This is a genomic window from Saccharopolyspora elongata, assembly GCF_004348985.1.
GTDB classification, from domain to species: domain Bacteria; phylum Actinomycetota; class Actinomycetes; order Mycobacteriales; family Pseudonocardiaceae; genus Saccharopolyspora; species Saccharopolyspora elongata.
The window spans coordinates 142,408-155,218 of the sequence record NZ_SMKW01000010.1 but is presented as its reverse complement, the minus strand read 5'-3'; the positions used below and the strand labels follow the sequence as shown (position 1 = coordinate 155,218).

Below are 12,811 nucleotides of genomic sequence, written 5' to 3'. Positions count from 1 at the left end.
GGATGGGAGTAGAGGCGCTGCGACGGGCCGTCTTCCACGAGCCGACCCAGGTACATCACCGCCACGCGCTGGGCGAGCTGCCGCACCACCGACAGGTCGTGCGAGATGAACAGGTACGAGGTGCCCAGTTCGGCGCGCAGTTCCTCCAGCAGGTTGATGATCTGGTTCTGCGTCGAAACGTCCAATGCGGACACCGCCTCGTCGCAGACCACGACGCCCGGGTCCACCGCCAGCGCGCGGGCGATCGCCAGCCGCTGCCGCTGCCCGCCGGAGAACTCGTACGGATAGCGCTCCAGGTGGCGCGGCGATAGGCCCACCCGCACCAGCAGGTCCCGGACCCGTTCGTCGCGGGCCTTGCCGCGCAGGCCCTCGTGCACCTCCAGCGGTTCGCCGACGCTCTCGGCGACCACCATCGACGGGTCCAGCGACGAGTAGGGGTCCTGGAACACCATCTGGATGTGCCTGCGGTGCCGCCGCAGCTCGCGGCCGCCGAGCGCGGTCAGCTCGGTGCCCCGCAGCCGGACCGCGCCGCCGTCGGGTTCGACCAGCCGCATCAGGGCCCGGCCGGTGGTCGACTTGCCGGAGCCGGACTCGCCGACCAGCCCGAGGATCTCCCCGGCGGCCACCTCGAAGGACACCCCGTCCACCGCGCGCAGCCGCGACCCGCGCCGGAACAGGCCGCGCTGCAACGGGAAGCTCACCGACAGGTCCTCGACTTCGAGCAGTGCGGTCATGCCGGGCCTCGCAACAGGAGTTCGTCGGAGCGGACGCACCGGGTGGCGCGGTGCAGGTCGAACGGCCGGAGCTCCGGGGCACCGGCGGTGCAGCGGTCGGCGGCGTACGGGCAGCGGGGGTGGAAGCGGCAGCCGTCGGGCACGGCGCCCGGCGTCGGGGCCTGGCCGGGGATCGTGGCCAGCCGCTCCGCGCCGCCGACCTGCGGCATGGCGGCCAGCAGGCCCTCGGCGTAGGGGTGCGGCGGGAGGCTGAAGAGGTGGTCGACGTCGTCGGCCGCCACCACCTGCCCGGCGTACATCACCACCACCCGGTCGCAGATGTCGGCGACCACGCCCAGGTCGTGGGTGATGAACACCATCCCCATGCCGAGCTCGTCGCGCATCTGCCGCAGCAGGTCGAGCATCTGGGCCTGGATCGTCACGTCCAGCGCCGTCGTCGGTTCGTCGGCGACGAGCACCTTCGGCTCGCAGCAGATCGCCATCGCGATCATCGCCCGCTGCCGCATCCCGCCGGAGAACTCGTGCGGGTAGCTGCGCACCCGGCGCGCCGCGTTCGGGATGCCGACCTGGTCCAGCGCCGCGACGGCGCGGCTCATCGCAGCCTTGCGGGACACCTTGCGGTGCCGCCGCACGGTTTCCGCGATCTGGTCGCCGATGGTGAACGCCGGGTTCAGCGACGACATCGGCTCCTGGAAGATCATCGCGATGTCGTTGCCGCGGATGTCGGCCAGCCGCTTCTGCGGCATGCCGACCAGCTCGGTGCCGTCGAGCCGGATGCTGCCGCGGGACACCCGGCTGGTCCGCGGCGGCAGCAGGCCCAGCATCGCCAGGCTGGTGACGGTCTTGCCGGAGCCGGATTCGCCGACCAGGCCCAGCGTCGCCCCGGCTTCGACGGCGAACGACACGCCTTCGACCACCGTGGCCCAGCCGCGGTCGGTGGCGAACCGGACGTCGAGGTCGGACACCTGCAGCACGCTCATCGACCGCTCCTGATCTCCCGGCCCAGCGAATCGCGCAGCCCGTCGCCGAGAACGTTGAACGCCAGCACCGTCAGCGCGATGGCGACGCCGGGGAGGACCACCAGGTGCGGCGCCAGCGACACGAACCTCGCGCCCTCCTGCAACATCGAGCCCCAGCTCGCCTGCGGCGGCACCACGCCGAGGCCGAGGAAGCTCAGCGTCGCCTCCGCGAGCATCGCGAACGCCGCGACGAGCGAGAGCTGGACCAGCAGCGGCGACAGCACGTTGGGCAGCACGTGCCGGCGGATGATGCGGCCCGCCGGTGTGCCGATGCTGCGGGCCGCCTCGATGTAGGTCTCCTCCCGCACCGACAGCACCGAGCTGCGCACCAGGCGCAGCAGGCGCGGCGCGGTGACCAGGCCGACCGCGAACATCGCGTTGGTCAGGCCCGGGCCGCGCGCGGCGACGATCGCCACCGCCAGGATCAGCGGCGGGAAGCTCATGAACGCGTCCGCCAACCGCACCACCCAGCGGTCGAACCGGCCGCCGAGGTAGGCGCCGACGAGCCCCAGCGGCACCCCGAGCACGACCGCGACGCCGACGGCTTCCACCGCGGCGAGCAGCGAGATGCGGCTGGCCACCAGCATCCGGCTGAGCATGTCGCGGCCGAACTGGTCGGTGCCCAGCAGGTACCCGTCGGCGCCCGGCGCGGCGAGCACGTTGCGCAGGTTCTGGTCATCGGGATCCGCCGGGGCCAGCAGCGGCGCGAACACCGCGATCGCCGTCAGCAGCAGCAAGAACAGCAGCGCGAGCACCGCCGGGCGCTGCCGCCGGAAGCGGCGCCAGAACCGCTGCCTCGGCGACTGCGGCGGGCCGAGGTCATCCGCGGTGGTCTCCGCGGCGACGTGCCGCGTCCACCGCTGCGTGGTGTCGGTCAACTCCGCTCCTCCCTCGCCGGCGCTCACTGCGCTCGCACCTTCGGGTTGAGGTAGCCGTAGGACAGGTCGACCGCCAGGTTGGCCAGCATCACCATCACGGCGGTGACCACGACGACGCCCTGCACCATCGGCAGATCCCGTTGCAGCACGGCGGTGATCGCCAGCTGGCCGAGGCCGGGGATGCCGAAGATCTGCTCGACGACAACGGTTCCGCCCAGCAGCACCGAGATCCGCATGCCCAGCACCGTGACCACCGGCGTGGCCGCGTTCTTCAGCGCGTGCTTGGCGATGACGCTGGTGGTGCGCAGGCCCTTGGCGCGGGCGGTGCGCAGGTAGTCCTGGTCGAAGACGTCGATCAGCGAGCTGCGCAGCTGGCGGGTGAGTTCGGCGGCGGCCGCCAGGCCCAGCGTGAAGCCGGGCAGCAGGAGGTGCGCCAGCCAGGCGACCGGATCGTCGTCCAGCGGCACGTACCCGGTGGCGGGCAGCAGCCGCAGGTTCAGCGCCAGCGCGGTGGCCAGCAGCAGCCCGAGCCAGAAGTTCGGCATGGCCACGCCCACCGAGGTGCCGACCGTGGCGAACCGGTCCAGCCAGCGGCCCCGGCTGGTGGCCGCGGCGACCGCGGCGGGCACGCTGATCAGCAGCGCCATCACGATGGCGACCGCGGTCAGCGACACGGTGGCCGGGAAGCGCTCCGCGATGGCGCCGGAAACGCTGCGGTTGCTGAACATCGACGTGCCCAGGTCGCCCTGGACGGCGTGGCTCGCCCAGCGCCAGTACTGCTCCAGCAGCGAGTCGTTGAGCCCGAGGCGTTCGCGGGTCGCCTCGATCTGGGCCTGGGTGGCGTTCTCCCCGGCGATGGTGATGGCCGGGTCGCCGGGCACCAGCAGCACCAGTCCGAACACGATCAGCGAAACGAGGAACAGCAGCGGCACCATCGCCGCCAGGCGGCGGACAACGAGCTGTAGCACCCGGTCACCTCCCCGTTCCGGCCGCGCCGACGCCGCGGAACTCGGGCTTGTTGGACAACCAGCTGCGGAGGTCGGTGACGCGCGCGGCGTGCCCGTAGTTGGTGTCGGCGAAGACCACCGGCACGTCCAGTGCCTGGTCCAGGACCATCCGGTCGATCCGGTGCAGGATTTCGGTGCGCGCCGCCGGGTCGATGGTCCGCCGGGCCTGCCCGATCAGCTGCTCCAGCTCGGGCGTGGTGTGCCCGCCGGGGTTGGAGAATCCCTTGCTGGAGTAGAGCAGTGCGAGGGTCTGGATCGGATCGGCGCGCCCGCCCCACGGCGCGACCATCGCGTCGCCCTGCTGCCTGCCGTAGAACAGGTCGGCCGCTTCGCTGGAGGAGACCTCGCGGATCTTCATCCGCACCCCGATGTCGGCCAGTTGTTCCTGCACGGCGACGGCGGTGCCGGGATCGGTGTTGGGCACGATCGCCTCGAACTCGAAACCGCCGGCCAGCCCGGCCTCGGCGAGCAGCTGCCGCGCCTTCTGCGGGTCGTACGGGTAGGGATCGGGCAGGTCCGGGTCGTGCGCGTAGTAGCCGGGCGGGAAGGGCTGCGCGGCCGGTTTGCCGTTGCCGAACAGCACACCGTGGATGATGGCGTCGCGGTCGATCGCGTGGTTGAGCGCGCGCCGCACCCGGATGTCGCCGAACTCGGCGCGGGTGCGGTTGAGCTGCAGGTGGTAGAAGGCGAGGGTCACGTCCCCGACGACGCCGAGGTCGTACTGCCGGGCCTCGGCGACCTGGTTCCCCTGCAGCAGCGCGGCGTCGACCTCGCCGGCGCGCAGCGCGTTCATCCGCGTCGTCGTGTCGGGCTGGATGACGACCGCCATCGTCTCGACCTGCTGGGCGGCGGGATCCCAGTAGCCCGGGAAGCGGCGCAGCACGACGCGGTCGTTCGGGCTGTAGCTGACGATCTGGTACGGCCCGGCGCCGACCGGCCGCAGGTCCAGCTGCGGGTCGTCGAACGCCGCGGGGCTGACCATCATCCCCGCCCGGTCGGAGAGCACGCCGATCAGCGAACTGTCCGGCGAGGTGAGCGCCAGCGCGATGGTCAGCGGGCCGAGCACGTCGACCCGTTCCACCGCCTTCAGCTCAGAGGCGACGGTCGAGCCTTGCAGCGTGCGGGCGCGGTCCAGGTTCGCCTTCGCGGCGGCGGCGTCGAACGGGGTGCCGTCGTGGAACCGCACGCCCGGCCGCAGTTCGAAGACCAGCCGCTTGCCGCCGTCGGTGTACTGCCAGCCGGTGGCCAGGCCGGGCACCGGTTCGGCGGCGGTGGTCAGGTGCACCAGGCGGTCGTAGACCGGGAACAGGGAGGCGTTGTCGAAGCTGGACGAGGCGCGGTGCGGGTCGTAGCGGCTGGGGCCGACGGAGTAGGCGAACCGGAAGGTGCTGCCGGCACCGCCGGAGGCCGATCCGGTCGCCTCGGTGTTGATGCCCCCGCACGCCGCGGTGAGCGCGAGCAGCGCGAAAATGGCTGCTGCGGCGAGGAACTTGCGATGTGCGGGCACCCGGACCTCCGGCTCTTCGGCGAGTACGGCGTCGGCGGTCGTCCTGCGCGAGCACGCCTGGTGGTGCGGCCCGAGTCGGAGGTCTCGTGATCGGTCGCCCTATTCAAGGAGAGCTGGATCACAGAATCAAATAGCCCTGGACGAACGGACGAATAGGGCGAAACCATGGCCGCCGAACGGGTGTTGATCGGTGCAGACCCCGTGCGGCGGCCGGTTCGATGTGCCGGGTTTCTAGCGCGGGTTGCGCACCACCGGTGCGATGCGGGAGCCGGTGGCGGCTTCCTGGAGCACCCCGGCGAAGCGGAGCGCCCGGCAGCCTCGCAGCGGTCGGCAGGCAGCGGCGCTGTCGGTGCTCGTCGGTACGGTTGCCGGTGATGAGCATGGTGTTGCAGGCGTATCGGTTTGCGCTGGACCCAAGCCCGGGGCAGGAGGCCGGGTTGCGGTCGCATTGTGGTGCGCAGCGGTTCGCTTTCAACTGGGGGCTCGGCAGGGTCAAGGCCAGTCTTGATCAGCGGAGGGCAGAAGCGTCGTACGGCCTGGACGCTGACGGGTTGACGCCGCTTGTGAGTTGGTCGGCATACGGCTTGCGGAAGGGCTGGAACCAGGCCAAGGACGCGGTTGCGCCGTGGTGGCAGGAAAATTCGAAGGAGGCGTACTCGTCTGGTCTGGCGAACCTGGCGACCGCGCTGAGGAACTGGGACGACTCGAAGAAGGGCACACGCAGAGGCCGCAAGCTCGGTTTTCCTCGGTTTAAGGGGAAGCGGGCTGGGTTGTCGTGCCGGTTCACTACCGGCAGCTTCGGTCTGGTCGACGGCGATCGGCGGCATGTGAAGCTGCCCCGCATCGGGGTGGTGCGCACTCACGAGTCCACCCGCAAGCTCGCTCGCCACGTGGAGCGCGGGAGGGCGCGTATCCGTTCGGCGACGGTGTCGTACCGGGCGGGGCGCTGGTTCGTGTCGTTCTCGGTAGAGATCATCCGCGACGACCCGGCCTCGGCCCGGCTTGATGTGACGGTGGGTGTGGATCTCGGGGTCAAGTTTTTGGCCGTGCTGTCCACTGGTGAGGTGATCGCGAATCCGAAGCACCTGGAAGTAGCCCTGCGTGAGTTGCGGCGGTTACAGCGGCAAGCCTCCCGACGCACTGGCCCGGACCGCCGAAGTGGGCAGAAGCCGTCGAACCGCTGGCGCAAAACCCAAGCCCGCATCGAAAAACTGCACGCTCAGGTGGCCAACGCGCGCCGCGATGGACTGCACAAGCTCACCACCTGGCTGGTGCGGACCTTCGGTGCGATCGTGCTGGAAGACCTCAACGTTGCGGGCATGGTCAAAAACCGCCGCCGGGCCCGCACTGCGCGGGCGGCGGGTATCGCCACGGGAAGACCCGCGCCGAAGTACGCGGGCCAACGTCGACACCGCAAGGTGCCGACTCACGACACGTTTTATACGTTTCGTGAACGGTAGAGGCCCTCGTCTTCGGTGCGCACCCCGCTGGCGATCGGCGAGATGCCCAGCCGCTTCGCGTCCTCGTCGGCGCCGGCGATCTGGTGCACCGCGCCGCGGCTGAGGTCGTTCCACGGGGCGGCGGTGGCCCGGTAGGTGTGCTGGCAGGCCCGGAACTCCTCCAGGTCGTCCGGGGTGGCCATGCCGGTGGCGTTGAAGAAGTCCTCGTACTGGCGGATCCGGTTCGCGCGGGCCTCGGCGCTCTCGCCCTTCGGGGCGATGCAGTAGATGGTGACCTCGGTCTTGTCCGCCGAGATCGGCCGGAAGTGCCGGATCTGCGAGCTGAACTGGTCCATCAGGTAGACGTTCGGGTACAGGCACAGGTTCCGGGAGTAGCCGATCATCCAGTTCGCCCGGTCCTCGCCGAACCGCGCCACGAGCTCGTCGCGCTTCTCGTTCAGCGACCGGTTGCTGGGATCGGCCCACTCCGTCCACAGCAGCAGGTGGCCGTGCTCGAGGGAGTAGAACCCGCCCTTCTGCCGGGACCAGGTGCCGGCGTCCATGTTCTTGGTGTCGTTGCTGGACTCCCCGGAGGTGCGGCGGGCGGTCGTGGCCGCGTAGTTCCAGTGCGTCGCGGAGACGTGGTACCCGTCGGCGCCGTTCTCGGCCTGCAGCTTCCAGTTGCCGTCGAAGACGTAGGTGGAGGCGCCGCGCAGCACCTCCAGCCCCTCCGGGGACTGGTCCACCACCATGTCGATGATCTTGGTCGCCTCGCCCAGGTGCTCGGCGAGCGGCTTGACGTCGGGGTTGAGGCTGCCGGGAAAACCCCCAGTCCCGACCTAGGGCCGATTGATATCCGGGACATACCAATCGATCGGGAATGAGTATTTGTTCGAGCTGAATGGTGGACCTACGCTGACCTGGACGAACGACGTTGTGGTCGCGGCCACACGGCCTGGCGGGAGGAGGTGCGGCAGTGGAGTTGCGACACCTGCGCTACTTCGTCGCGGTGGCCGAGACGCGCCACTTTGGGCGGGCGGCCAAGCGGCTGAACATGGCGCAACCCCCGCTGTCCCAAGCGATCCGGCAGCTGGAAGCCGAACTCGGCGCCGAGCTGTTCGCCCGCACGACCAGGCAGGTGCAGCTGACGCCTGCGGGTGCGGTCTTCCACGACGACGCGCTGCGCATCCTGAAGTCGATCGACGACGCGGCGCGCCGCGTGAAGCGGCTCGCGGACGGATGTCACGGCGTGCTCCGGCTCGGGCTGACCGGGTCGGCGTCCTACCGGCAGCTGCCGCGGCTGGCGCACATCGTCAAGCGCGACCTGCCCGGGGTCGAGCTGGAGATCCACCCGGACCTGCTCACCCCGGCGCAGGAGAAGGCGTTGCTGCGCAACGAGATCGACGTCGGGATGCTGCGCCCGCCGACCCGCGAGGACCGCATCGCGCACCGCACCATCGCGCGCGAGCCACTGGTGCTCGTGCTGCCGGAGAACCACCCGCTCGCCGGGGAACCCGAGGTCGGGATGGCGCGACTGCGGGCGGAGCAGTTCATCATGTATTCCGCCGCGCTGCGCTCGGTGGTCAACGACGCGGTGGTGCGCAGCTGCCTGGCGGCCGGGTTCTACCCGAACTGCGCGCACGAGGTCGGGGAGGCCTCCACCCAGGTCGCGCTGGTCGCGGCCGGCCTCGGGGTGGCGCTCGCCCCGGCCTCGGTGCAGGCCTTTCCGCTGGAAGGCGTGGTGTTCGTGCCGGTGCCCGACGCCGAAAGCGTCGAACTGGCACTGGCCTGGCGCGCCGAGGACGACTCGCCGCTGCTGCGCAACCTGCTGACCACGCTCGCGGCCAACGACGTGTTCGTCGGCCACGACGACATCCAGGACATCGAGGAAGCACGTGAAGATCACGCGAATTGAGGCGATCCCGTTCGCCATCCCGTACCGCAAGCCGCTGCGCTTCGCCAGCGGCGAGGTGCACGTGGCCGAGCACGTGCTGGTGCGGGTGCACACCGACGACGGGCTGGTCGGGGTCGCCGAGGCGCCGCCGCGGCCGTTCACCTACGGCGAGACGCAGGAATCCATCGTCGCTGCGATCGACAAGCTGTTCGCGCCCGAGGTGGTGGGCATGTCGGCGCTGGAGCGGGAGGCGATCCACGCGCGGCTGCACCGGACGGTCGGCAACCCGACGGCCAAGGCGGCGCTGGACATGGCGCTGTGGGACGTCATCGGCAAGTCGCTCGGGCTGCCGGTGACCGAACTGCTCGGCGGCTACACCGACCGGATGCGGGTCTCGCACATGGTCGGCTTCGCCGCGCCGGAGCAGATGGTCGCCGAGGCGGAACGGATCCGGGCCGAGTACGGCATCACCACCTTCAAGGTCAAGGTCGGCCGCAAGCCGTACACAGTGGACGTCGAGGCCTGCCGGGCGCTGCGGGCCGGGCTCGGCGACGACGTCGAGCTCTACGTCGACGGCAACCGCGGCTGGACCGCGTCGGAATCCGCCCGCGCCCTGCGCGAGATGTCCGACCTCGGGCTCACCCTCGCCGAGGAGCTCTGCCCGGCCGACGACGTGCTGGGGCGGCGCTGGCTGGTGCAGCACAGCGAAATCCCGTTCGTGGCGGACGAAAGCGTCACTTGCCCGGGCGAGGTGACCCGGGAACTGCTCGCCGGCGCCGCCACCGCGATCAGCATCAAGACCGCCCGCACCGGCTTCACCACGTCGCAGCGCGTGCTGTTCCAGTGCGAGGGACTGGGCGTGGAAGTGGTGATGGGCAACCAGATCGACGGGCAGATCGGAACCATGTGCAGCGTCGCCTTCGGCGCCGCGTACCAGCTGACGTCGCAGCGGCCCGGGGAGCTGTCCAACTTCCTGGACATGAGCGACGACCTGCTCGCCGAGCCGGTGCGGATCAGCGACGGCACCGTCCAGGTCCGCGCGCAGCCGGGCATCGGCATCGACATCGACCCCGGGAAGCTGGCGCACTACCGCCAGGACGGCTGAGCCGGGAACCCATCGACAACGTTGTTGAGCAAAGGAATCGGTGACATGACGACGAACCTCTCCGCGCAGACCGCGACCGCCGCCGCATCTGGCGCGGCGGCCACCCAGCGCTTCCGGGAGAAGCAGACGACCGCCGCCACCAGCAAGGAGCGGGTCGACGCGTTGGCCACGGAGGTCATTCGGGCGGTGCACGACGTGATCCGGCGGCAGCAGGTCACCTACGCGGAGTACGACGCGCTCAAGGCGTGGCTGATCCAGGTCGGGCAGGACGGCGAATGGCCGCTGTTCCTGGACGTGTGGATCGAGCACGTCGTCGAGGAGGTGGCCAACGAGGACCGGCAGGGCTCCAAGGGCACCATCGAGGGCCCGTACTACGTGCCGGACTCGCCGGAGCTGCCCGCGGAGGCCACCCTCCCGATGCGGCCGGACGAGCCGGGCACCCCGCTGCTGTTCCAGGGCCAGGTCACTAGCGTGTCCGGCCAGGCGCTGGCCGGGGCGAAGATCGAGATGTGGCACGCCGACGACCTCGGCTACTACTCGCAGTACGCGCCCGGCCTGCCGGAGTGGAACCTGCGCGGCACGGTGATCGCCGACGAGCAGGGCCGGTTCAAGATCCGGACCGTGCAGCCGGCGCCGTACCAGATCCCCACCGACGGCGCGTGCGGCAAGCTGATCGCCGCCGCGGGCTGGCACGCCTGGCGGCCCGCGCACCTGCACCTGAAGGTCTCCGCCCCCGGCCACCAGCTGATCACCACCCAGCTGTACTTCAAGGGCGGGGCCCACGTCGCCGACGACATCGCCCAGGCGGTCAAGCCGGAGCTCGTCCTGGACCCCCGGCCCAACCCCGGCAGCGGGGCGAACGAGGTCACCTACGACTTCGTCCTGGACCCCCAGTGACCCGTCGGCAGTGATCAATCGAACGGGGTGGGGCGCCACCTCGCCGAGAAATTTGGTCGAGGGCGCCCCGCACCGGGGCGAGGAATCTCAGGAAGGACTGACCGTGCTGTTCGCGGTGACGATGGACGTCGACCTCCCGGCCGGGATGGATCCGGCGGTGAAGGCCGACACGCTCGCGCGGGAGAAGGCGTACTCGCAGGAGTTGCAGCAGGGCGGGGAGTGGGTGCACATCTGGCGCTGCGTCGGGCAGTACTCGAACCTCAGCGTCTTCGACGTGGCCGACAATGAGCGGCTGCACGAGATCCTCTGGAACCTGCCGCTGTTCCCGTACATGACCATCGAGGTGACCCCGCTGGCCCAGCACCCGTCCGACATCGCCCTGCTCGGCTCCTGACGGGCGGCAGTCACCGGGAGCCGCGGACCTCCAAGGACGCCAGCAGCTTCGCGGTGGCCTTCTCGATGTCGTCCACCGCCTGTTCGAAGGCGGCCTCGTTGTGCGCGGCGGGCTTGCGGAACCCGGAGATCTTACGGACGTACTGCAACGCGGCCGCCCGGATGTCCACTTCGGTGACGTCTTCGGCGTAGGGCGGGCGGAGCGTCTTGATGCTGCGGCACATGAGCATTTCCTGGGTAGGTTTCCCCAGCTTTCGCCGGGGCGACGACCGGTGAACGGGGACGGCCCTGGGGCCGACCCCGTCATGCTAGTGCCAGTGCCCACGCGTGCGGGCGAAGAACGCCTGCTGCCCTAGAGGAACGTCGACAGCAGGAGCGTCAGGGCGAGGCCGACCACCGAGATGATCGTCTCCATCACCGACCAGGACTTGATGGTCTGGCCGATGGTCATGCCGAAGTACTCCTTGACCAGCCAGAAGCCGGCATCGTTGACGTGGGAGAAGAACAGGGAGCCGGCACCGATGGCCAGCACGACCAGAGCCAGTTGCGTCGGCGGCAGACCGACGGCGAAGGGGGCCACGATGCCCGACGCGGTCACGGTCGCCACCGTGGCCGACCCGGTCGCCAGCCGCACCAGCACCGCCACCATCCAGCCGAGCAGCAGCGCGGACAGGCTCGCCGCCACGGCGAGCTTCCCGATCGCGTTGCCGGCGCCACCGTCCACGAGCACCTGCTTGAAGCCACCGCCGGCTCCGACGATCATCGTGGCACCGACGATCGGCATCAGGCTCTCGCCCAGCTTCGTCGTCAGGGCGAGCGGCGTGAATCCGACACCCGTACCGAACGTCACCATCGCCAGCAGCACGGCGATCAGCAACGCCACGATCGGTTCCCCGATGAACTGCAGGAACGGGTAGATCCACGCGGTTTCGCTCATCCACACGTCGGCCGCGGCGCGGACCAGCATCAGCACCACCGGGGTGAGAACCGTGATGAGGGTCCAGGTGAAGCTCGGGCGACGCGTGCGCTCCGGCTCGCCCGGCACCGTGCCACCCTCGGTGCTGCCCGGAGAGCCTGCGCCCGACCCGGGCCCGATGAGGTTCCCGCCCGCGCCGAGGGCACCGATGGGCACCAGGCGCGCCGCCACCACGCCGAACAGCGGTCCGGCGATGATCACGGTGGGGACCGCGATGATCAGGCCGATGGCGAGGGTGATTCCGACGTTGGCGCGCAGGTTCGCGATCGCCACCAGCGGCCCCGGATGCGGGGGGATGAAGCCGTGTAGGACGGAGAGGCCGGCGAGAGCCGGGATCGCCAGGTACATCGCGGGCAGCCTGGACCGGCGGATCGTCAGCATGATGACGGGGATCAGCAGAACGAGGCCGATCTCGAAGAACATCGGGATGCCGATGATGAAGGCGATCAGGGCCATTCGCCACGGCAGCCCGCGGCGGCCCCCGGTCATGATCTTGTCCACGATCTCGTCGGCCCCGCCCGAGTCGGCGAGCAGCTTGCCGAGCATCGCACCGAGCACGATCAGCACGCCGACGCTGCCGAGCACGTCGCCGACGCCCTTCTCGAACGAGCCGGCGACCTCGTCCAGTCCGATGCCGGACCCGATCCCGACGAAGAAGGACCCGATGGTCAGCGCGAGGAAGCCGTGCATCTTCGCCACGACGATCAGCAGCACCACGATGGCGATCCCGATCGCCGCCACGACGAGGGTCTGGGTGTCGTGACCGGTCCACGGCTCGTGGATCGTGTCAGCCGGGAAGGGAGTGTTCGAGCTGAGCATGTCGCGCTCCTTCGCGCCACCGGAGTGCCAGGTCCGTCATGGCAGCCGTTGTCCCACGTTGCACCAGTTGGAGCCCGAGGGCCTGTTGACCTTGCGGCCAGAACCGGTCGAACGGCGGCGCTGCGCGAGCGGTCCGCGGCGAC

General features: G+C 70.2%; 12 protein-coding genes and 1 pseudogene. 5 read left to right on the top strand and 8 right to left on the bottom strand.

What is annotated here, in order from left to right; all coding sequences use genetic code 11:
* The 5 genes from E1288_RS10780 to E1288_RS10760 form a co-directional block, all read right to left on the bottom strand.
* Nucleotides 1–734: ATP-binding cassette domain-containing protein (locus E1288_RS10780; protein WP_132483844.1), on the bottom strand; the 734-nt coding region annotated here is incomplete at its 3' end.
* The gene (locus E1288_RS10775) at nt 731–1,714 is read right to left on the bottom strand and encodes an ABC transporter ATP-binding protein (RefSeq protein ID WP_132483842.1); all 984 of its coding nucleotides are present in this window, start codon (nt 1,712–1,714) and stop codon (nt 731–733) included. The genes E1288_RS10775 and E1288_RS10780, both read right to left, overlap by 4 nt.
* Nucleotides 1,711–2,631, bottom strand: coding sequence for an ABC transporter permease (locus E1288_RS10770; protein WP_132483840.1), 921 nt, complete (start codon nt 2,629–2,631; stop codon nt 1,711–1,713). Before E1288_RS10770 ends, E1288_RS10775 begins: the two co-directional genes overlap by 4 nt.
* Before the next feature lie 23 nt (nt 2,632–2,654).
* Nucleotides 2,655–3,599, bottom strand: coding sequence for an ABC transporter permease (locus E1288_RS10765; protein ID WP_093263634.1), 945 nt, complete (start codon nt 3,597–3,599; stop codon nt 2,655–2,657).
* A 4-nt stretch (nt 3,600–3,603) separates the two neighbouring features.
* Nucleotides 3,604–5,145 carry an ABC transporter substrate-binding protein gene (locus E1288_RS10760; protein ID WP_132483838.1) on the bottom strand — a complete coding sequence of 514 codons (1,542 nt, stop codon included), beginning with the start codon at nt 5,143–5,145 and terminating at the stop codon, nt 3,604–3,606.
* Between the two features lie 374 nt (nt 5,146–5,519).
* Here E1288_RS10760 and tnpB point away from each other — a divergent pair, with 374 nt between their 5' ends.
* The gene (tnpB, locus tag E1288_RS10755; RefSeq protein ID WP_132483836.1) at nt 5,520–6,605 is read left to right on the top strand and encodes an IS607 family element RNA-guided endonuclease TnpB; all 1,086 of its coding nucleotides are present in this window, start codon (nt 5,520–5,522) and stop codon (nt 6,603–6,605) included.
* Here the strand turns inward: tnpB and E1288_RS10750 are convergent.
* Nucleotides 6,584–7,402, bottom strand: a pseudogene (locus E1288_RS10750) (SRPBCC family protein); the annotation flags it as partial. The gene tnpB and the pseudogene E1288_RS10750 sit on opposite strands and share 22 nt — an antisense overlap.
* A gap of 158 nt (nt 7,403–7,560) precedes the next feature.
* On the opposite strand from E1288_RS10750, the gene E1288_RS10745 reads away from it, so the two are divergent.
* The 4 genes from E1288_RS10745 (at nt 7,561) to catC (ending at nt 10,874) form a co-directional block, all read left to right on the top strand.
* The gene (locus E1288_RS10745; RefSeq protein WP_132483834.1) at nt 7,561–8,499 is read left to right on the top strand and encodes a LysR substrate-binding domain-containing protein; all 939 of its coding nucleotides are present in this window, start codon (nt 7,561–7,563) and stop codon (nt 8,497–8,499) included.
* Nucleotides 8,480–9,583, top strand: coding sequence for a mandelate racemase/muconate lactonizing enzyme family protein (locus E1288_RS10740; RefSeq protein WP_132483832.1), 1,104 nt, complete (start codon nt 8,480–8,482; stop codon nt 9,581–9,583). Before E1288_RS10745 ends, E1288_RS10740 begins: the two co-directional genes overlap by 20 nt.
* A 45-nt stretch (nt 9,584–9,628) precedes the next feature.
* Nucleotides 9,629–10,480: a catechol 1,2-dioxygenase gene (catA, locus tag E1288_RS10735; RefSeq protein WP_132483830.1), complete on the top strand. Its 852-nt coding sequence runs from the start codon at nt 9,629–9,631 to the stop codon at nt 10,478–10,480.
* Between the two features lie 103 nt (nt 10,481–10,583).
* Nucleotides 10,584–10,874 carry a muconolactone Delta-isomerase gene (catC, locus tag E1288_RS10730; protein WP_132483872.1) on the top strand — a complete coding sequence of 97 codons (291 nt, stop codon included), beginning with the start codon at nt 10,584–10,586 and terminating at the stop codon, nt 10,872–10,874.
* A gap of 10 nt (nt 10,875–10,884) precedes the next feature.
* On the opposite strand, the gene E1288_RS10725 is transcribed toward catC, so the two are convergent.
* On the bottom strand, nt 10,885–11,097 hold the full coding sequence (locus E1288_RS10725; protein WP_132483828.1) for a DUF2277 domain-containing protein: 213 nt from the start codon (nt 11,095–11,097) through the stop codon (nt 10,885–10,887).
* 128 nt (nt 11,098–11,225) lie between these two features.
* On the bottom strand, nt 11,226–12,668 hold the full coding sequence (locus E1288_RS10720) for a GntT/GntP/DsdX family permease (RefSeq protein ID WP_132483826.1): 1,443 nt from the start codon (nt 12,666–12,668) through the stop codon (nt 11,226–11,228).
* Nucleotides 12,669–12,811: the final 143 nt, after the last annotated feature.